Annotated in this window: 16 protein-coding genes and 2 tRNA genes; 10 read left to right on the top strand and 8 right to left on the bottom strand. The window is 57.5% G+C overall.

What is annotated here, in order from left to right:
- Positions 1 to 74 precede the first annotated feature (74 nt).
- The gene (locus tag DU502_RS09915) at positions 75 to 998 is read right to left on the bottom strand and encodes an LLM class oxidoreductase (RefSeq protein ID WP_121919208.1); all 924 of its coding nucleotides are present in this window, start codon (positions 996 to 998) and stop codon (positions 75 to 77) included.
- A gap of 170 nt (positions 999 to 1168) precedes the next feature.
- On the opposite strand from DU502_RS09915, the gene DU502_RS09910 reads away from it, so the two are divergent.
- Complete coding sequence (locus DU502_RS09910; RefSeq protein WP_121919207.1) at positions 1169 to 1603, top strand: DUF1810 domain-containing protein; 435 nt, start codon at positions 1169 to 1171, stop codon at positions 1601 to 1603.
- Between the two features lie 176 nt (positions 1604 to 1779).
- Here the strand turns inward: DU502_RS09910 and DU502_RS09905 are convergent.
- Together DU502_RS09905 and DU502_RS09900 are read right to left on the bottom strand one after the other, a co-directional pair.
- Positions 1780 to 1852 (bottom strand) — tRNA-Arg (locus tag DU502_RS09905).
- Between the two features lie 285 nt (positions 1853 to 2137).
- Positions 2138 to 3712 (bottom strand): hypothetical protein, encoded by a 1575-nt coding sequence (locus tag DU502_RS09900; protein ID WP_199722651.1) that lies wholly within the window; start codon positions 3710 to 3712, stop codon positions 2138 to 2140.
- A gap of 271 nt (positions 3713 to 3983) precedes the next feature.
- On the opposite strand from DU502_RS09900, the gene DU502_RS09895 reads away from it, so the two are divergent.
- Positions 3984 to 4994 carry a tyrosine-type recombinase/integrase gene (locus DU502_RS09895; RefSeq protein WP_121919206.1) on the top strand — a complete coding sequence of 337 codons (1011 nt, stop codon included), beginning with the start codon at positions 3984 to 3986 and terminating at the stop codon, positions 4992 to 4994.
- Positions 4995 to 5586: 592 nt separating this feature from the next.
- On the opposite strand, the gene DU502_RS09890 is transcribed toward DU502_RS09895, so the two are convergent.
- Positions 5587 to 6354: a hypothetical protein gene (locus DU502_RS09890; protein WP_121919205.1), complete on the bottom strand. Its 768-nt coding sequence runs from the start codon at positions 6352 to 6354 to the stop codon at positions 5587 to 5589.
- Positions 6355 to 6810: 456 nt separating this feature from the next.
- On the opposite strand from DU502_RS09890, the gene DU502_RS09885 reads away from it, so the two are divergent.
- Positions 6811 to 7278: a hypothetical protein gene (locus tag DU502_RS09885; RefSeq protein ID WP_121919204.1), complete on the top strand. Its 468-nt coding sequence runs from the start codon at positions 6811 to 6813 to the stop codon at positions 7276 to 7278.
- Between the two features lie 84 nt (positions 7279 to 7362).
- On the opposite strand, the gene DU502_RS09880 is transcribed toward DU502_RS09885, so the two are convergent.
- A complete protein-coding gene (locus DU502_RS09880; RefSeq protein ID WP_121919203.1) occupies positions 7363 to 8844 on the bottom strand; it encodes a bifunctional DNA primase/polymerase in 1482 nt (493 codons plus the stop codon).
- A gap of 128 nt (positions 8845 to 8972) precedes the next feature.
- Positions 8973 to 9119, bottom strand: coding sequence for a hypothetical protein (locus DU502_RS18270; protein WP_158601127.1), 147 nt, complete (start codon positions 9117 to 9119; stop codon positions 8973 to 8975).
- Positions 9120 to 9318: 199 nt separating this feature from the next.
- On the opposite strand from DU502_RS18270, the gene DU502_RS09875 reads away from it, so the two are divergent.
- Genes DU502_RS09875 through DU502_RS09860 form a run of 4 tightly spaced genes read left to right on the top strand, consistent with a single transcriptional unit; the run spans position 9319 to position 15814 of the window.
- On the top strand, positions 9319 to 11820 hold the full coding sequence (locus tag DU502_RS09875) for a DUF499 domain-containing protein (RefSeq protein WP_121919202.1): 2502 nt from the start codon (positions 9319 to 9321) through the stop codon (positions 11818 to 11820).
- Positions 11804 to 12703, top strand: coding sequence for an alkaline phosphatase (locus DU502_RS09870; protein WP_121919201.1), 900 nt, complete (start codon positions 11804 to 11806; stop codon positions 12701 to 12703). The genes DU502_RS09875 and DU502_RS09870 overlap by 17 nt, the downstream gene beginning before the upstream one ends.
- The gene (locus DU502_RS09865; protein ID WP_121919200.1) at positions 12700 to 15366 is read left to right on the top strand and encodes a DUF1156 domain-containing protein; all 2667 of its coding nucleotides are present in this window, start codon (positions 12700 to 12702) and stop codon (positions 15364 to 15366) included. The genes DU502_RS09870 and DU502_RS09865 overlap by 4 nt, the downstream gene beginning before the upstream one ends.
- Positions 15367 to 15415: 49 nt before the next feature.
- Entirely contained in the window at positions 15416 to 15814 is a 399-nt protein-coding gene (locus tag DU502_RS09860; protein ID WP_121919199.1) for a hypothetical protein, read from the top strand.
- 646 nt (positions 15815 to 16460) lie between these two features.
- On the opposite strand, the gene DU502_RS09855 is transcribed toward DU502_RS09860, so the two are convergent.
- The gene (locus tag DU502_RS09855) at positions 16461 to 16697 is read right to left on the bottom strand and encodes a PadR family transcriptional regulator (RefSeq protein ID WP_241966761.1); all 237 of its coding nucleotides are present in this window, start codon (positions 16695 to 16697) and stop codon (positions 16461 to 16463) included.
- Between the two features lie 190 nt (positions 16698 to 16887).
- On the opposite strand from DU502_RS09855, the gene DU502_RS09850 reads away from it, so the two are divergent.
- Together DU502_RS09850 and DU502_RS09845 are read left to right on the top strand one after the other, a co-directional pair.
- The gene (locus DU502_RS09850; protein ID WP_121919197.1) at positions 16888 to 17244 is read left to right on the top strand and encodes a hypothetical protein; all 357 of its coding nucleotides are present in this window, start codon (positions 16888 to 16890) and stop codon (positions 17242 to 17244) included.
- Positions 17245 to 17548: 304 nt separating this feature from the next.
- A complete protein-coding gene (locus DU502_RS09845; protein ID WP_124897055.1) occupies positions 17549 to 18610 on the top strand; it encodes a DUF5677 domain-containing protein in 1062 nt (353 codons plus the stop codon).
- A 413-nt stretch (positions 18611 to 19023) separates the two neighbouring features.
- Here DU502_RS09845 and DU502_RS09840 read toward each other — a convergent pair.
- Positions 19024 to 19097: transfer RNA gene (locus tag DU502_RS09840), tRNA-Arg, on the bottom strand.
- Between the two features lie 111 nt (positions 19098 to 19208).
- Between DU502_RS09840 and DU502_RS09835 the strand changes: the two genes are divergently transcribed.
- Positions 19209 to 19589, top strand: coding sequence for a high-potential iron-sulfur protein (locus DU502_RS09835; protein ID WP_121919196.1), 381 nt, complete (start codon positions 19209 to 19211; stop codon positions 19587 to 19589).
- Positions 19590 to 19636: the final 47 nt, after the last annotated feature.

Here is a 19636-nt window from a genome sequence, read left to right as displayed (position 1 = left end):
CCTTGGCGCTCAATGTAAAAATAGGTTGAGTCGACGGTGCGCTCGCTCGTCGTCGGCAGAACCGTCGCGACGGTTCAGAGCTGGTCGACGATCTCGTTGGCGAACGTCGTCATCGCTCGCTCCGGATCGTCGGCTTGGAGACTGACGATGACGTGATCGAGTCCGTACTCCTCCAGCCGTCGAAAGTACGTCCGAAACCAATCGACGCCAGCGCGATAGCCGAGATGGAGGTGTTCGGGATCTGCCGTCGGGTCGTCCACGAGTTCGACCCGAACCGCGATCACGAACGGCTTGTCGCCAGCGAGCGCTCGCCACTCGTCGAGATAGGTCTGCAGGGTGTCGTCGGGGAGGTGGTAAAACAGCCAGCCGTCGCCGTGCTCGGCGATCCACTCGATAGACTGCCGCGCGTGCCCGGTGGGCAGGAGCGGGAGCGTGTCGGTCGTCGGCTTCGGGAGCACGTCTAACTCACCATCGAGTTGGCCCCACGAACCGTCGAGCGTCGGATAGTCCTCGCGCCAGAGCGTTCGCAACGCGTCGACGCTCTCGCGGACCAACTGTCCACGCTCGTCGGGATCGACACCGAACGCGGGATATTCCGGGTCTCGGTCACCGGAGGCGACGCCGAGGACGAGCCGACCGTCCGAGAGCCGATCGACCGTCGCGGCCGCCTTCGCGACGTGAATCGGATGCCGGAGCGTGAGGACGACGCTCGCGGTTCCGAGGGCGATTTCTTCCGTCTCAGCGGCCAGATACGAGAGCAACGGCCACGTGTCGAACGCGCCGCCGGCGTCACCGAACCGCGGCCAGTACGTCGGCACGTCCCGCACCCACAGTCCGTCGAAGCCGACCGATTCGGCGTGTCTCGCGAGGCGCAGTTCGTCCTCGACGACCGGTGTCGCCTCTCGCTCACCCGTGAGCGGAAAACTGACTCCGAACGAGAGCCCCGACCCGTCGAACAACCGTCGATAGCCGTCCGTCTCGTGATCGGCTCCAGTCATGGGTGTGCTTCTCGGTCGAGACACATCTGCACTCGGATTGGAGTCGACCACCGGTCGGCGCGGCTTCGTGGCGAACGCCAGTCACGCGGCGGGACCGGGAGACGCCAGCCTGCCCCCCAGTAACCATTTCAAAGTCCGGCCTCACGTCGAACACGGACTGGACGGAACGCATGGCACACGACGACCCACACAATCTGGAACGATTCGTCGAGGCACAGGATCCGGTCATAGACGAGGTGAAGCGGGAACTGCGGTCCGGACGCAAGCGAACCCACTGGATGTGGTTCGTCTTCCCACAGATGGCCGGGCTCGGTCGCAGCGAGATGTCCCGGCGCTACGCAATCTCGTCGCGGGACGAAGCCGAGGCGTACCTGCGTCACGCGATACTTGGACCACGCCTGCGCGACTGCACGGAGATCGTGAACGCTGTGGACGGACGCTCGGCGACCGAGATTTTCGGATCACCGGACGACCTGAAGTTTCGTTCCTCCATGACTCTCTTCGATGCGGTTGCGGACGATCCGACGCCGTTCAGCACCGCCTTACAACAGTATTACGACGGCGACCCCGATCCGAAGACGCTGGAGTTGCTCGGAGATGCCTGAGGAGGGGACGCGCTCACTTCGCTTCGCTCGTTCGCTGCTCAAATCTCCGCGAGACGCGACACTTTCAGCGGACACTCCTCGCTCTGCTCGTCGCGTTGCGCTGAAAGGAACGTCCCGACGGAGTCCCACGCGAACGGACGTGATCGTGGGGCACGTCGGGTCGTGAGTGGAACGAACGTCCCGACGGAGATTTGAACTCCGGTCCCTGGCTCCGGAAGCCAAGAGGATAGTCCACTACCCTATCGGGACTTGCGTTCCGGGGTTGGCCGGAACGACGTATATACCTATTGATCGGGGGCGAACGGCGGCGTGGTCGGCGGACGGAAGTGGGGAGGCAGACCGCCGATTCCGAGGCCGAAGCAGCGACGTACATATCTACTCTCGTCCTCTGTCGGCGAGCGAGGTGGCAGTACTGTACGACGAGGGCTGATTCGCCCCGCCGCGATCGACGCCGCAGGAGTGCTCGCCGTCGACCGTCGTTGCGTAGACCGCGGTGTGTCCGTGCCACCCGTCGGGTGACGAGGATGTGGGCCCTCAGCCGCTGGCCGTCGCGGTGGTGTTGCCCTGTACGACACGCACCGTCTCGTTGCCGTAGACTTCGAGCGTCTCGATGACGGTTCCGTTCGGCGCCACTCGCTGGACGACGATGGTCGGTGTCCGATCCCCCGGTGCGGGTTCGTCGTCTCGCCCCGTAGCGACGGGGTCGCCACGCAGGAATGCGGCCACCTCGGCCGTCGTACTCACCTCGTGGACGTCGGTGGACCGGGCGTTGACGAACGCCGTGTACGCGATCCCGCTACTGTCGCTGGGGACGACCCTGACCTGCCAGTACAGTTGCCCGTCGACGACGACGGGGATGGGTTCGGAGGGCCGGAATCGGTTCCAGTCCGTCGTCCGCGCGGCCTGCCTGACGTAGTCCGTCGCCTTGCGGGCCCCGAACAGCGACCGAGACGGGGTGTAGATTTCGTACTCGCCCGTGCGGGCGTCGACCGTCCAGACCTCCTTGAGTCCCTGTGCCTGCCCGTACGGTTCGACGGCGACGACGTACTCCGGTCCGTCCTCGGTGAACACGAGGAAGGGCTGGTCGTTACCCTCGCCGGGAACCGGTGCGACCTCGATCTCGTCCTCGTGGCTCGTGAACGTGTTGACGATGCCGTTTCGATACTTCGTCGCGGCCACCTTCTGTCGGGTCAGCTCGAAGGGGTAGAGCTTCTGGTCCTGCAGGACGGGATGCTCACGCGCCTCGGTGGGCGAGAGGTCCTCGATACGGCCGTCGCTGTCGATCAACACCACGCCACCCCACTCCGGCGTCGTGTACGGCAGGGGGAACCAGTGGAACTCCGGTTTCGTGTACGGGACGGCGATGTGCTGGTCGCCCTCGTGAACCACCATGAACGGGTCGTCGTACGCGACCAGATAGTTCGCCTGTTTGAACATCGCGAACCGGTAGTTGTTGTAGAAGGCGGGGCCGACACCCTTCTTGAGGTCGCCGACGACCGTATCCACCTCGGCGTTCTGCCGCGTCATGTCGACCAGCACCGTTCCGTGCTGTCGTTTGGTGTAGTAGTTGAAGGCGCCGTCGGGCGCGAGCGCGTAGGACCAGTAGGGAGTGCCGTCGCGGACGGTGATATCACCGCCTTCGATCCGATACTGCGGGAAGTTGAGCGTGTTCGAGGCGTATCGCGATGCGACGGCCTTCGTCACGACCCGCGGTTTTCCGGGATCCGTCTCGCTCAGACTGCTTGCCGTCCCCACGCTCTCCATCGTCGCCTTCCCCAACTCCTCGCCCGCCAGCAAACCGGTGACACTCACGCTCGCCACGAGGACGACGATGAAGACGAACACCCCGATCTGCCCACTCACGAACGGCCCGAGGTATCGGCGGGCGACGCCTGCGAGGACGAGGCCGATGGCGGCGGCCAGCGGAATCACCGGTGTCGTGTACACCCCGTAGACGGTCGTGTGAAGCCAGGGCCGGAAGTACCAGGCGAGGACGAGGAGGACGACAGCTGAGACGACAGCCGCGCCCGCCACCGCCCGTGGACGCCGGGCACGCTGTTCGCCTAACCAGTCACGAAGCGCGAGGAGAACTTCGTCGAGGGAGGGCATGTGTCACGGGGTTGGGGCCGGACGGGTATGACGATACCGCTGCGGGGTCGGTGGTGCCGGCGGTGGATTGGCGTGGCGGGAGTCCCGCGAGCGACCGTAGGGAGCGAGGGGGACTACGCCACGGCCGTCAAACGAACACCGTGAGTGAGACGGGCGTGGCGGGATTCGAACCTCGCGTCGGGCCTAACGGCCCGACTGACCACCGCTCGCTTCGCTCGCGGTGGCGCGATCGAGAGGAGGCGGCTCGTCTGGCGTTCGACGGGATCAAACCATGTCCGACGAACTCGAACCCATCGAACCCGATGAAGCCGTACAGATGTACCTGCACGAGCGTCGTCCCGAAGTCGCATCATCGACGCTCCAGTCCCACGAATATCGCCTCAAGCACCTCCTCCGATGGTGCCAGCAGGAAGATGTTGATAACCTCAACGAACTGTCTGGGCGTGACCTGCACCGCTACAAGCTCTGGCGACAGGAAGACGGCGATCTGACTAAGGCGAGTCTGAAGACCCAGATGGACACGGTGCGGGTGTTCGTTCGCTTCTGCGAGTCCATCGACGCCGTCGTGCCCGACCTACACGAGAAGGTGCTCTCGCCAACGCTCTCGGGCAGCGACAACCAGCGGGACGTGATGCTCGAAAGCGAGCGAGCCGAGGAGATTCTCGGCCACCTGCGGCGCTTCGAGTACGCCTCGCTGGAGCACATCCTCCTCCGGCTTCTCTGGCGCACGGGCGTCAGGGCGGGCGGCGTTCGGGCACTCGATGTCGACGACTACGACTCCGACGAAGAGCGTCTGAAGGTCCAGCACAGAGAGGCTACGCCGCTGAAGAACAAGGACGACGGCGAGCGATACATCGCGCTGACCACCGAGACCTGCACCGTCGTCGAAGATTGGCTCGCGTATGAACGTCCAGACGTTATCGACGACGAGGGGCGAGAGCCGCTACTGGCGACCAAGCAAGGCCGTCCCCACATCTCGACGGTACGGGACATCGTGTACCGCTGGACGCGACCCTGTCAGTACGGAAGCGGTTGTCCCCACGACCGCGACCCCGACGAATGCGAAGCCGAGAAGCACGGGCACGCGAGCAAGTGTCCATCGTCGGTTTCATCGCACGCCGTCCGTCGCGGGGCGATCACACATTTCCTGACCGAGGACGTGCCAGAGAAGGTCGTCAGTGACCGTATGAACGTCAGTCAGGAGGTGCTGGACCAGCACTACGACAGACGGAGCGAGGAGGTGAAGGTGGAACAGCGTCGGGAGTATCTCGACGAGATGTAGTCTGAAAGGCCCGCTATCGCCCTTCTGCGAGACTTGGAATAGACTTAGATGATTGCCCCTCGTGTCTCAGACCACGTCCCGCATACCACCCTGAGCACGGTTTATCAGATACCACAGAGCAAATCATGACTGAAGGCAATTCCACTCACTCCGAGGACGATCCTGATCGAAGCGCCGATGAACAGCGCGTAATCGATCAAGTTGCGGAGCGAAGAGGGAAGGAATGGGCAGAGGAACACGCAGAATTGATTCTTGCTCAGGCCCGCCTCGTGGGCGAACTGTAGCCGACAGTGTCCAGTACCAAAACCCGAAATGACTGACCCCGACCTCGCCGAAGTAAGTCGTTCAGAGTGCGAACACAATTTTCTCTGATTCGATGGGGCCTCAGATCAATTATTGAGGACTCTTTCAAATGGCAGCGGATACTAAATATTCGGGCAGTCAGAAATGGCTTTGCTGAAATACTCGGTTGTTGATACAAACGTGATGCTTCAGGTCTTTCCTTGTGAGTGCTGGGTTATCCAAGAGTGTCGATCTGCACCCCACACGTTCACGCTTGAAGTACTGCTAAAGAATACAGAACCGTGCCTGATTAATCAGCGAGGTTGGAGTGGCGGACTTGATTTCCGATTCCAAATTCCCTGTCCATCCACTCACTAACTTCTTCCACAACCCATCCCCCTAACTCGGGAGAAACTCTGATTTCATCAATTAGGGTATCTAACTCAGATCTCACGAAGATGTTTGGCTCACGGTATTTGTCCACCATCTCACCGAAATCAACCTCACCTTTGTTTTCCTCCATATCACTCAGAGTGCCTATTGTGGTGGCTATTGCTCTGAACTCGCTCTCAAAGGCAAATTTTTCGCGTTTGTATTTAAACGGATCTAGGAGGCCTCCTGAGAGGGTGCCATCCTGTTCTGATACCAACCCTAACTCTTCATCTGTCCAGTCGATATAATCTACCTCAACAAACTGAACACCAAATTCATCGTCAATACTAATTGAATCTCTGAAGCTCTGATAATCTGATTTGATCAACAAATCTGCTTCTTCATATTCGTCCCACATCTCTTGAGATTCTGAGTCACCTATGTACCAACTGGAGATGTGTGTTATCAAGGAGTTCGCATCATATAACTCAGCAAGCCCTGGGTGGGGTATGACCTCTCTGGGAGGGATTTCACCTTCGTATTCATCACTGAGGAGTTCGGCTTGACGGAAATGGATGGCCCTCGAGTTTACCAACGACAAAAACTTTTCAAATGACACGTACCGCCATATTGTCTTATCAGCCGAAATCTCAATGTCAAATGTATTCTCCAACTCCAGCTGTTGTATGTCCTCGATATACGGCATTGACCTCAATCTCCTCTTGAGGTCATTAATTGTTTTCACACAATTTGCCACATACATCTCGTGAGACACTAATAGTGGTTAGTGCTGAATTCGCTCCCTGTATTCAGCAGAGATCCGACGAACTACCCAGACAGTGTCAGGAACTGCGTGCTGAATACAGAGGATGCATTTACGAGTATAGAGACGCGAATTCAGGCGTGAATCGGATAGAGGCAGTCGGTATCCTCGCTATCGGGGTCGGACTCGTTATCGGCTCGATAGCGACGACACAGGGCTTCTCCGGGATGAGTCTCCCGGCAGTGTTCGTTGTTGGCATCGGTGTTGCTGTGGCGGCGTCCGGACGGTATCGTTGACCGACTCGCGCTCTGTATTCAGCAGGACTACTGAAACCGATCTCCGATTGAGGAGCTCAACAGAGCCTCGAAATTAAAGTTCGACAGCATAGTCTACTCAACTATGACTCAACTCTGGCTTGTCCCCGTTGACGAGCGGTCGTTTCAACAGACACTCGCCGAACCGATCAATCTCAGTAACCAAACACAGAAGCCCGACGAGTTTCCTGACAGAGCACGTGTCTGGGGTGTGCGAACTGATCCAGAACAAGGTATCTGGGAGCGTAACCGGAGGAATCTCGAACGCATGGAGACTGGAGACCCCCTATTGATCTACCGCAACAGTACGAGCAGATACCAAGCGAAAGGCCAAGTTGGTCCGTTTTGGCACACGGAATACGTTCGCGACGAATTTTGGAATGGAGGCCCTGCTATCGATGTGTTCGCCGTTGAAGAATACGAAGAGATAGATGTCGATCGTGAAGATGTCAACAATGTTCTCGGCTACGAGAGCAACTTCTGGCCGCAAGGGCTCTGGCGGGTATCAGATAACCGACCGACAGAACGGGCGATTCGACAATTCGAGATTTGACTCGTCTGAACCTTCAGCGAGAACCCAACTCGACGGCAACAGAGAGCATTTCACCTGAAGTTCAGACGTATCCAAAGAGTGGATTCAAACGTCTTTCCCCATGATCTGCTTCTGACCTTTGATCTTTATCCACCGAGCATCTTCAGGATCGTCATCCGAACTCGGATAATAGACGTGACGTTCTCCGTTGTCCCTGTTTGGACAGTATGCGTGTGCAACCACTCTTGTCTCACGTGAGAGTTTCTTGACCGTCTCCTCGAAATATGATGCCTTTCGCTCTGGATTAATTTTTGCAGCAAATGCGCCGATCTCCTTCGCAGTAGGATAGCGCGAGGTATCCCCCTGAACGCTCTCCGGGCCCATCGAGCGGTTCGAAGGGGGTACACATTTCCCCACAGGAGGGGCTGCGGAAAGATCAATCTCGTACAATTGAGCGAGTACTTCGAGGCTTGCGTCGCTGGTTAAATAGTGGAGTGATACGATAACAGTATCTTCAGTGATGTCGCTCGGAGAGCCATCGACAGTTGGATCAATCCACGGTCTGTTGTCATTAACGTCGAATCCATCTTCGTTTTTGCGCCGCTTCCAACGGGTCCATTTCCCTATATCGAACTTTTGCTGAACAGCGTCCATCTGTTCCAGGAGGTACCTTTCTCCCTTTCGGAGCCACTTACGGAGATTCCCAGCTTTGTCGAATCGGTTCTTGATGCAGTACCGCTTGAATACTGCTAGTGTGAAGCGTCGAGCATCGTCCTCATCTTTTCCCTCAAATTGGAACGCACCATAGAGCATCTCCAGAGCATAATAGTCGGCCGCACTCTGGTCTATCCCAGTCTCATCATCGCGTCTGAGTTCATATGAGCCGGTTCCCCCTCGAAGGAGGTCCATCACGTCCTCAACAGCGAGTTCCGTTGCTCGTCGCGCGAAGTCAGTGCAGAGGTACTTTTCGCCCTCATCAGCAACGGTCTCGTCAGGAAGATCAACCCTCGTGTTACCATATTCTGTCCGCGTACTGTCGCTACCACTGTCGGAGTGACAAACATCTCGAAGAGCTTCAAGTTGGTCTTCAGAAAGTGTCGCTATCGGTCGATCAGCCCTGATTTCGTATCTTCCGACACCGTTACCGGGACAGTCAGACTTTCGGTCGTTACACTCGGAATGATCGATAACTGAGCCGGGACCAACTACGTATTGACCTTCATACCGTACACTCCCCCACTCAAGTACAGAGTTAGTAATTTTCACACTGTCCTCCACAATGTAGTAACGATGATAGCCGCCGTGAGGGGTCTCGACGACAAACGTCTGCGGAAGCTCCTTGACCCATTTTGGAAGGGTGTCTGTTGAGACATCAATATCAAGAAGAACGAGGTTATCACCGCCAAAGACTGCGTAATTGCCGGAGATAGCAGATGGATAATGCTGGTCGTCGTGATCGTAACAGGACTTGCTTCCGTCAGGGATAGTAGCGCTCCGAGTATGCCCTACCCCTGCTGACCGTAGGTGTCCTTCGATAGCTTCCTTTGCGTTCTGTGCCTCTTGTTCACTTGGTGTTGTGGTAGACATCGTCTGGGGGTGCAGACGAGGGTCGACCAACCATGCTGTTTAACCGACATGGATTCGAAGAACAGGATGAGGCATCCCACCCTCAGCCTGTCCGTCGGGGGTCTTCCCTCGGCTTTTGTGTTATTTGCTCAGTCGTTACTATCGGGATCGAGTGCATCGGCCGCCTGTTGCAGAAACTCGTTCCACGACAGGTCGAGCCGCGATTTTATGTGGCGAGCCTCGTCACGGGCGTCTCGATGGGCGCGGATCGTCGTGTATCCCTCTGGATTACCCATATCACCCCTTGGGTATGATTCAACTTATCAGTTATGCGTACAAATCTTACCCCCATACGGGTTCAAACGCCGCACAGAGGCGTCTGAACCTTCAGACACACCTATCAAATTCTGATAAAGATTCGAATTTCTCGCATTCGAAGCCAACCCCACCTATTATTCATCCTCGCTCTTATCGACAGACCAAGCATACACCGCCATGCAAATCTCCGAACTTCTCACTCCTCGTGCCGAAGTCCTCGAAGGTCGATTCCAAGGAGTCCTCCAAGCCCACAAGGTCACTGGTGACGACGAGCGCCTCGAAAACGATCCGAACCGACTGCTCGCCGCCACGTACCCCTCGAATGCACTCCGAAACGTCTTCGACCGAGTCGCCGACAAGATCGACGGTCGAGACAGTCAAGGCGGGATCATGCTCACCGGGCCGTATGGCTCCGGGAAGTCCCACGGGCTACTCGTGCTCTACCATATGTTCAACCACCCGACTGTCGCTCAGTCGTGGGCCGACGAGTGGGACATCCCGATCGATCTACCGAGTGACTCAGATGCCGCCATCATCTCGACGAGCGAGACCGACGCCGATCTGATCTGGGAACCGATCTACCGTAGTGCCGGTCGAGAGGACGTACTGGAGGAGATAGATCGGTATCCCACGACCGATCACGTCGAGAAGCTAGTTGAGGACGGCACCTTCGGCGTGTTCTTCGACGAGATTGAATCGTGGTGGGAATCGTTCTCCGAGGATGCCGATCGGGACCTACTCGAACGCAATCGCTTCTTCCTCCAGAATCTCCTCGAAGTCGCCAACGATCCCAACGAGAACCTGTTCGCTTTCATCACGCTCCTCGACAGAAGCGACCGGCTGAAGGAGATCCTCGACCGGACGAACCCACACGCCGAAGACCTGAACGCCACGGGTGACCGCGAGCGGATCATCATCCATCGCTTGTTCGAGGGGACGCCAGATGACATCGACGAGAGCGCGGTTCGGTCAGTCGTCGAGCGATACGTCGACAGCTACGAGTATCCGATCGAGATTGACGAGCCGAAACGCTACGAGAATCGGATGGTCGAGACCTATCCCTTCCATCCGGCGTTGCTCGACCTGCTCGACAGTATCTACGAAGCGGCCCGCGAGCGACAGAACGTCCGTGGCGTGATGAACGTCCTCGCCGACACCGTCCGTCAGGTACACGACGAGACGGATCTCGTCGTCACCTCGGATGTCAATCCGCGAGCATTCCGGGGAATCAACCGAACGCTGTTCGACCGATTCACATCGGACAAGGCAGAGCTTGGAGAGACCGAAAACGGAGTCGACCTGCTTCAGGTGATCCTGCTCTACACGCTCGACGACCGCTCTCAAATGGCGTCGACAACCCAGTGCCTACTTGGGACGTTCAAGCCCGACGAGACGACCGTCGACCGGCTTCACATGACGCTGGAGGGACTGTACGGCACGGCTCACTATCTCGACAAGCAGGATGGGAGCTACTTCATCACCGAAGACCCGAAGTTGACCGCGCTGATCACCCGGGAGCAGGAACGCATCCTCGAAGAGAATCGGGATCAAGCGATCGGGAAGCTCGTCGATGTTGTCCGAGACGAGGTGTTCGACGGCGAAGTCTACGTCTACGGCTACGACGACGTGCCGGACGAGAAACAGCAGACGTTCGTGGTGACGCTTGAGAACATCTCCAACGGGACGCTTACCTCGGAACTGAGTGAATTCTTCGAGGAGCGACGGTATCAGAACACCGTCCAGTTCATAACGCCGAAGCAGCGAGTCCTCGAAGACGACGACATCGTCAGCAAGGCCGCACGGGTGTTCGGAGCCGAGAACCTTCGTGGCAAAGTCGACGACGATCAGGGAGAACTGGAGCCACTGATCCGGGACGAGTACAGGCAGCTACGCAAGGAACTGGAGGATCGCTACGGAAAGTGGGTCAAGTGGAGTGGCACGTCGGATGGTGAGCTCCGAATGCGTCGGATCACGGTCGACCCCGACATCGAAGCGGTCAAGGAGCGGATCGGCAGGGACACAACCTACGTCGGCGAGGAGATCGTTGGCCGAGTCAAGGAGAACGAGGGCGGCATCCGCGTTGGATCGCTGCTCAACGACTTTCTCCAGTTCCGGCGGCTTCCCGTACTCCTCGACGAAGGGGTGTTCTACTCGGCTGTAAGCGAACTCCAGCGAAAGGGAGACATCGTGCTCGAAGGCAATCGGGCCAACTTCTACGTCGGTGATCTCGGCCAGTATCCTTCGGAGATCGAGGACGAGATGACCATCCGTCACCCCGACAACCTTCCCGACTCCGTGTTCCGCGAAGAGACGGACGACGAGGACGAGACAGGCGGTGATGACTCGGGTGGCGGAATCACCGACTGGGGCAGCGACCGCGACGACGAGGGAGGTGAAGAGAAATCGGACGAAAGGGGAGAGACCGGTCCCGACGAACCGGATGAGCCCGATCGCGTCACCGAAACTGTCGAGGTATCTCTCGAAGGTAACTCCCCGCGAGTGCTTCGGAGCACTGCGGAGTCGCGGATCAACGAAACGAGGGACACTGTAAAGCACGTCCGACTGTCCTACGATGTCGACGACCTCTCGAAGTCGGAACTCATCGAGTTCGTCGAGGGACTTCCGGACGGCGAGAAGATCGAGGCAACGGTGGTGATCGAGCGTGACGCTGACGAGTGAGTGGCCGAAGTCGCTGGTCGAGGCGGACGATCCCGTGGATGTCGTCTGGGATGCCCTCTGGGACATCTGGTGGCCACCGTCTGAAGGTCCAAGCGATCACTACGACCACGACAGAGAGTGGGCATCGGTCGAACTGGAGCGGACGCTGGTCGACATCTACTGGGAGTTCTACAGCGAGGTGCTTCCGTGGCGCTGTGTTAACGAGGCATCGATCGAGATACCCGACGACGGAGCCTTCCTCGTCATGGACGCGATGAGCGTCCGCGAGGCGTCACTGTTCGCCGCCGCACTAGAGTCGGATGGATACGACGTGAAGGTGAGTTACTCGTATGCGACGGTGCCCTCGGAGACGACGCCGTACAAGAAGCGCGTCGGATACGCGGATATGGATCGGGAGTATCCCTCCGCGACGGTGCGAGACCTTGATCCCTCGCTCTCGGGCGATGAACGCCTCGTCTGGAGTCGGTATCCCGACGCCCTGCTGGAGAACATTCAGGAGGGGAAGACCGAGTTGTCGTCCGTCGAGGACGCCTACGACGACTCCCTTCGCGTGTTCCGATCGATCCTCGACCAACTCGACACGGATCGGATCATCGTCGGGGCGGATCACGGCTACGTCCGGGAGGAGTCAGGCTACTCATTTGCCATCAGCGAGCACGAGAAGAACAGGCTTCGAGACACCTTCGGCGGTCAGCGATTCGTCGGCGTCGACCAAGCGGACGCCGACGACCTCGTCGAGGATCGGCTGGCGGTCGAGGCGGACGGCTACTATATGCCGGTCGGTCGGTACACGTGGCCGGTTCGCGGGAAATACAGCGTCTACCAACACGGTGGTCTGAGTCTCATGGAATGTCTTACCCCTCGTCTGGAGGTTCAGCGATGACGGATCGACGCCCAATCGAAATCTCGTTCCCCATCGATCAGGTGAACGAAATCGCGGAGAGGGAAGCCCACGCCAAGCGGTACTACCGCCCCGTCTACACCATGCACAAGTGGTGGGCGCGGCGGCTCGGCTCGGTCTTCCGGACGATGCTGCTCTACTCCCTCGCCGACGAAGAGATGTCCGTCGGAGGCGAGCGACAGTCGACGTTCAAAGAGGGTAATGGACTTCCGGAGATCGACTGGGAGAACCCGGACGCGCTCTGGGACTACTATCTCGAAGATGTCGACTTCGACGGCAAGACCGTGCTCGATCCGTTCATGGGCGGCGGAACGAGCATCGTCGAGTCGCTTCGTCTGGGATGTAACGCCATCGGGAGCGAACTGAACCCCGTCGCGTGGTTCGTCGTCAAGAAGGAAGTCGAGCCGGTCGATCTGGACGACCTCGACGCTGCGTTCGAGGAACTCGAAGCGAGCGTTGGCGAGGAAATTCAGGACTACTACCGGACTGAGTGTCCCCACTGCGACGAGTACGCCGACGCGATGTACTACTTCTGGGTGGACGAACTCCCCTGTCGGAACTGCGGCGAGGATGTCGCGCTGTTCAAGGACTACCGTCTCTCGAACGCTCGGTCGTCAAAGGATGACCATTACAACGTCGTCTGTCCGGACTGCTGGCACGTCTTCGAGACCGACGATTACCGAACGGACACCACCTGTCCCGAATGCACACACGAATACGTTCCAAAAGACGCTGGTAACATCTCTCGTGGGAGCTACACCTGTCCCCACTGCGACGAGCACCCCGAAATGTCGATCATCGAGAGCGTCGAACGATTCGGCAAGGCCGAGAAGTCGCTCTTTGCGGTCGAATACTACTGTCCCGAGACAGACGAGAAAGGATACAAGCCGGCTACCGAATTTGACCGCGACCTGTTCGCCGAGGCAGAGGCGGAACTCGAAGCAAAGCAGGACGAACTCCCAATTCCGACAACGGAACGGTATCGGGGAAGTTCAGATCGAATCCGCAATCATGGCTTCGAGCGGTACGATCAGATGTTCAACGCCCGGCAGTTGATCTGTCTCTCGAAGCTTCTGAGTGAGATCGATAGCCTCGAAAATCAGAACGTCAAGGAGTTCCTGCTGCTCGCATTCTCTAGTTCGTTAGAGTTCAACAACATTCTGTGCGAGTACAATCGGACGGCAAACAAGCTTGAAGGAATCTACAAGCGGCATACGATAACTGCCCGGCCTACGCCGATCGAAAACAACATCTGGGGTACGGAGTATGGTCGGGGAACGTTCTCTGGCGAGTTCGACAAGATGCGAGCGGGCAAAGAGTTCTGCCAGAACCCCTACGAGAAATACGTCGAAGACGGCGAGACGAAACAGCGCGACGGCGTCGGCAAGATCGAGGGCTTTGTGACCGACGATCCCGACCGGATCGGCGACCCCGTCGAGGGTCGAGAGGACGCGACCTACAACGTCCACCTCCGCTGTGGGACTTCGGAGTACCTCCCCGTCAAGGACGACAGCGTTGACGCTGTCATCACCGACCCACCGTACTTTGACAACGTGATGTACTCCGAGACGGCGGACTTCTACTACGTCTGGCTCAAGCAGGTGCTCGAAGACGAGTACGATCACTTCACCGCTGAGCTCACTCCGAAGGCCAGCGAAGTGGTAAGCGACCCCGCAGGCGAGGACAGCGTCGACACCTACCGCGACGAGGATCACTTCGTCACGGGACTGACGAACGTCTTCAATCAGGCGAATCAGAAGCTCAAGGACGACGGGATCATGGCCTTCACCTTCCACCACAAAGATCCGGAAGGGTGGAGCACGGTACTCAAGTCCGTGCTCGAAGCGGGCTTCTACATCACCGCGCTATATCCCATTCGTGGAGAGATGCGCGGATCGACGCACATCCACGACAAGGCCAACATCGAGTACGACATGATCGTGGTGTGTCGGGATCGGGTTGACGACCCCGAAACGGTCAGTTGGCGCTCGCTGGAGGACGAGATCTACTTCCGGGCCGAGGAGGAGATCACCCGCCTCGAAGAGAGTGGCTCGCGGCTCACACAGGGGGACATCTTCGCCGTGACGATGGGCAAGTGCCTCGAAGTGTACTCCCGGCACTTCCCGAACGTCACCCACGAGGGGAGCGAGATGTCGGTCGACGACGCAGTAGGGACGATCCGCGACATCGTCGACGAGCAGTTGATGGAAGAGCGTATCCAGACCCTCAGCGACGAGATGGACGCCCTCAGTGCCGTCTATCTGACCTACGTGCTCGGACGGGGCGACACCGTCTCCTACAACTCGCTGAACAAGGATCTCCGGACGAGGGGTGTCGATGTCGCCGAACTCGTCACGGAGCACCTGCTCCAGCAGGAGGGGAATCAGTTGGCCGTGCTCTCCCCCGAGAAGCGAGCCGAAGCCATCGAAGGGAAGCGCGATCCGCTGGCGATCGATCGGGCGCACTATCTCCGATATCTCTACGAGGCTGATCGCCTCGCACAGGAGTTCGGGAAGTGGAGCGACAGCGAGTCGATCGCCGCGCTTCGACGGCTCGCGGAGATCGAGAACGACGACGAGTACGCGGACATCGCCGACTACGTCGAGGAGCGAACCGACGAACAGCTCGACCTCGACGACTTCTGAGCGGCACAGGTTTATGAACCAAACCGACACAGTATCAGCCAACTGATCGATGACGCTGGAAATCGGCTACCACGTGATGTCGCAGGACGCCGCTTCGAAGCACGGTGTCTACGACGACGAACTGAGCATCGTTGAGTTCCTCCGGCACGTCGACCAGCAGGAAGAACTCCCGCTCGACGTGACCGTCACCGGACTGGACGACTACCTCGCGGCTTCGGACGATCCCAAGGATGCTGCCGAGCACGTCCACGAACTTCTCCGCGATCGCGTCAACTTCATCATGAACCAGAGTCCCGTGATCCAGTTCGTGGTCGAGGACGTGGAGACGTGGAACGGCGGGGTGCTCCCGATCGACGATACGGACATCCGCCTCATCACGATCTTCGGTGGGAGTATCGATCAAGAAGGTGCCGGGTGGTATGCTGGGGAGTTCAACGTCCAGACGTAGGTAGTCTTCCGTGAGTCTTCTCGAATCACGGTCAAGTCCTCATTTGGGTCTCTGGAGGCGTTCCAAGGGCCTTCTACAGCAGACTTCGATGGGAACGATGGAAACCACGTAGATTAGTGATCGAGGTGTGAGAAACCGGAGTAGCTCGGCTTCTCAGAGATTTGAGCGCATCTGAGCGACGTGGGATGCACTCTGATCGAGACGACGAGAGCTATCTCCGATTTCATCGGAATCGCCCTTCGATACGGGAAGCAGTCAGCACACGTCGATCGGAGTATCGCACTGGTCTGGCTGAAGGTTCAGTCAGGATGTCACGGGGAGGCAAGTCACCGGAGCACCTCCCGAAGGTATCTGATGGCTCAAACGGACACTACCCATTCACCACGGATAGCATACGAACTCACTGAGGGTTCAGACGGGTAAAAACAACATCAAGGGGATGTCAGGTTGTGTCAGGTTGATCTCTTGATAAGCCCCCATTCGACTTCGGAGTGATAGCTCCCATGGGCTGAACCTTCAGGCAAAGCACCCAATCGATACCGAAACCTGAAACTCCCGTGCAGCGCTCTCAAAAGGCATTCGTCCAGAGAGCGGGAGTGATTCTCTGCTATTTCGCGGGGTGGGTAGTCGAACGAGAAGTAGTGTCTCAATTTCGATCGATGAGCGCTTTCAACAGGTACTCGCCGTTTTCCGTCAGCCCGTAGATCTTCTTTCCCTCGGATTCGTCGACGACCTCGATCATGCCCTCTTGACGAAGCTCCTTCAGGTGAGTGTAGATGTACCCGTGGGAGAGATCGAGACGCTCGGCGAGGAGATACCCATGCGCTTGCTCCTCGTCCAACGCCTCCAAGATTCGAACCTTCGTCTCCGGCACCAATCCCATCACAGAAATCTCTGACCGATGGCATGGAAAGTGATAGAACAGGATTCTCTGATAGGTCAGCGAAAACTAACAAGTAGTCTGGGTTAGTACTAGAGAGACGAGAATAACGGAATTAGCGTACCGTAGCCGTCAGCAGGGCGAGATAGTCCAGACATCTAGCGAATCCCGCAGCAAGGGAGTGAATACAAGAATGGTAGATCATAGAGCAAGTGACGAGGAGTTCGAACGGAAAGGGAAGGATCTGAACGTAGACCCGAACTGGGACACGATGGTAAGCAACCCCGAGTACCGTGAGGCGTTCAACGCTGCCGAGCGTGAGGGATATTCTACGGAGGAGTCGCACATTCTCGCTCACGCCGAAGTCTGGAATAAGAAGCACGCTCTGGAAAAATTCGACGAAGAGACTGTCGAGGAATTGATTGACGACGAGGAGGTTGATGGAGGCAGCAGGGCGACTACGGATTCGAACGAGGGAACCCGTGGGGATACAAATGTTAATTGGAACAGAGACAATGAGACGGGTAGCTACACCCTCGACGACTTCTGAGCGGGGAACGATGATCACTCTCGACGCAAGGATTGTCGACGCTGTCACTGGGACGGCTGAGTGAGATTTGAGCGAACGACTGAGAGAAACACTCCAACGAGATTTCGAGACCAGTTAGTGGTGGCTACAGGGATTTGCATGACCTGAGAACGAATCTGTTAGAGTGAGCTGAAGAACAACGATTGACCACGACCGCTGTGAAGTTGGATATGGACTGATCGATATTGGCACCACAATCTATCAATCCATACAGACTTTCATCGAGTGCGAAAAGTTACACAGGTTGCTTTTCAAACACTCTCCAATGGTCCACCCAGACTGGTTTGCAGAGGCTGTTGAGAAGGCCTTAGACTCTGATCCAGATATCCCCAAAGATGTGACTGGGGTGGAATGGCTCGTACGTGAGTACACTGATCGCCTCCTTACTGAGTATGCAGAAAAATATCCTGCAGTAATAAACGAGGAGGCAGAAACACGCGGAGGATTCGAAGAGCGGTTACACAAACGGTGGGGAGACGCTTTCAACCTGTTTGAATACCTTATTATTCTGAACCATCAATCTGGAGTTGCGCTGAAACAACAGCTCATTGAAAATGAGGTACCAGAGGATGATCCGCTCTTCTCCGCACTGATGAGACTGCACGCTCGGGCCTGTCAAGTAGCTCGGGAGGTACTTTCTCTGATGCGCACCGGATATGCAGATGGGGCATTTGCCCGGTGGCGGGCACTCTACGAAATAGCGGTATCATCCCGATTTATCGAAAAGTATGGAGAAGACATAGCGAGGCGCTTTCTTGAACACAAAATCGTTGACGATTATCGAGAGATTGAATTATATCGAGATCACCGTGAGGAGCTCGGGTTCGCACCAGTACCGGAAGAGGAGTGGGCAGCGTTAAAAGAACGATTCGAGAGTAAGGTCGAGGAGTACGGAGGCGTTTTCAAAACTTCCTACGGGTGGGCAGCTCCGGAGTTAGACAAAAATCCATCGAGACGTACAATCGCAGAGGATGTCGATCTAGATAGGTATGAACCGTTCTTTGCGTTTGCCAGTAATACAGTCCATGGTGGCTCAAAAGGGACGCTGTTCCGGATGGGGTTGACAGAGGAAACGCAGAGCGAAGTGATGCTGTCGGGACCGTCGAATACTGGATTCACCGACCCCGCTCAATTTAGTGCTCTAGCATTGGTAGAAGTGACTGATGCCCTCTTGTCGGCGGAAGATGAACTCGAATGGAAACTCGTTTCCACATCTCTATCCAAGCTGATACACGAAGTTGTGGCTGCCTTCGATGATGTTCGTAAGGATCTGGAGGCAGAGGTCTCGCAGGCGGAAGGAAAGGGATATACCATCGGTGGGAGGTGAACTCATGTTCTACGTTCCCCTCGCTATCTCAATAGATCCCTGATTACGGGACTTCAGTATAACTCATCCTATTACCTGTGACACCGTCTCTGCCCCGTTTCGAGCAGATGCGAGCTGATTACGATCCAAACCACTTGGTTTCCTCTAGAGATTTGTGGAGGCGGTCTCACGACGGTCAACCGAAGCCTGTCGTTATACAGCGAATAATCAGTTCATACTACACATGGGCTGAGAATCATGTGGGGTAACAAAACATAACCATCTGGCACGCATGATTCAATACGAACGCCAGACGGAGCCGACCCCCGACTCGACGCGGGTTCAACTCTCGCTGCTCGGTAAAGCGGGAGTATATAAAGAAAGACTGAACGCCCCGACGCCGTCCGGTCAATTCGAATCGCTACTGAACGAGACGGGCGTGGCGGGATTCGAACCCGCGATCTAGAGGTTAGGAACCTCTTGCCCTAGTCCGCTAGGCCACACGCCCTGCCGGGGATAAACGGGAGGCCACCAAAAAGGTCGGTATCTACGCGCACTCCGCACAGATTTCGACGCATACACCAGAGTTTATTCAGTACGGATAACATAAGGGACGTTCATGAGCAAGCGACTGACGACCGCCGATCGACGCCGAATGCTCGCACTGCTCGGAAGTGGACTCACCGCGGGACTGGCCGGTTGTGGTGGCGGCGGCGGTGGCGGCGGCGGTGGCGGCGGTGGCGGCGGCGGTGGCGACGGCGGTGTCCCTGCCGAGTACGAGACGGCGACCAGTCTGGGCGGCACCCAGCGCAACCCCGACAGCCTCTCCGCGAAGTCCGCGGTGAACTACCAGGAACAGCCGAACGACGGCCAGCAGTGTTCGAACTGCCAGTTCTACATCGAGGACAAGAACGGCGACGGGATGGGCGCGTGTGCCATCGTCGAGGGGACGATCGCCCCCGAGGCCTACTGCGTGAGTTACGCGGAGTACCAGGGTTAGATAGCCACACCAGACGACGTAAATACGTCCCCGGACTACGACGAGGC

Source organism: Haloplanus aerogenes, assembly GCF_003856835.1.
Classification (GTDB): domain Archaea; phylum Halobacteriota; class Halobacteria; order Halobacteriales; family Haloferacaceae; genus Haloplanus; species Haloplanus aerogenes.
Note: the sequence above shows the minus strand (reverse complement) of the source record. Positions and strands in the feature narration are given on the sequence as shown.

Bases quoted from the DNA above. Each gene is read 5' to 3' on its own strand.
- DU502_RS09850 (WP_121919197.1), top strand. From the start codon at position 16,888: ATGGTAGATCATAGAGCAAGTGACGAGGAGTTCGAACGGAAAGGGAAG.
- DU502_RS09845 (WP_124897055.1), top strand. From the start codon at position 17,549: ATGGTCCACCCAGACTGGTTTGCAGAGGCTGTTGAGAAGGCCTTAGAC.
- DU502_RS09890 (WP_121919205.1), bottom strand. From the start codon at position 6,354: ATGCCGTATATCGAGGACATACAACAGCTGGAGTTGGAGAATACATTT.
- DU502_RS09910 (WP_121919207.1), top strand. From the start codon at position 1,169: ATGGCACACGACGACCCACACAATCTGGAACGATTCGTCGAGGCACAG.
- DU502_RS09900 (WP_199722651.1), bottom strand. From the start codon at position 3,712: ATGCCCTCCCTCGACGAAGTTCTCCTCGCGCTTCGTGACTGGTTAGGC.
- DU502_RS09880 (WP_121919203.1), bottom strand. From the start codon at position 8,844: ATGTCTACCACAACACCAAGTGAACAAGAGGCACAGAACGCAAAGGAA.
- DU502_RS09915 (WP_121919208.1), bottom strand. From the start codon at position 998: ATGACTGGAGCCGATCACGAGACGGACGGCTATCGACGGTTGTTCGAC.
- DU502_RS18270 (WP_158601127.1), bottom strand. From the start codon at position 9,119: ATGGGTAATCCAGAGGGATACACGACGATCCGCGCCCATCGAGACGCC.
- DU502_RS09895 (WP_121919206.1), top strand. From the start codon at position 3,984: ATGTCCGACGAACTCGAACCCATCGAACCCGATGAAGCCGTACAGATG.
- DU502_RS09835 (WP_121919196.1), top strand. From the start codon at position 19,209: ATGAGCAAGCGACTGACGACCGCCGATCGACGCCGAATGCTCGCACTG.
- DU502_RS09875 (WP_121919202.1), top strand. From the start codon at position 9,319: ATGCAAATCTCCGAACTTCTCACTCCTCGTGCCGAAGTCCTCGAAGGT.
- DU502_RS09860 (WP_121919199.1), top strand. From the start codon at position 15,416: ATGACGCTGGAAATCGGCTACCACGTGATGTCGCAGGACGCCGCTTCG.
- DU502_RS09855 (WP_241966761.1), bottom strand. From the start codon at position 16,697: ATGGGATTGGTGCCGGAGACGAAGGTTCGAATCTTGGAGGCGTTGGAC.
- DU502_RS09865 (WP_121919200.1), top strand. From the start codon at position 12,700: ATGACGGATCGACGCCCAATCGAAATCTCGTTCCCCATCGATCAGGTG.
- DU502_RS09885 (WP_121919204.1), top strand. From the start codon at position 6,811: ATGACTCAACTCTGGCTTGTCCCCGTTGACGAGCGGTCGTTTCAACAG.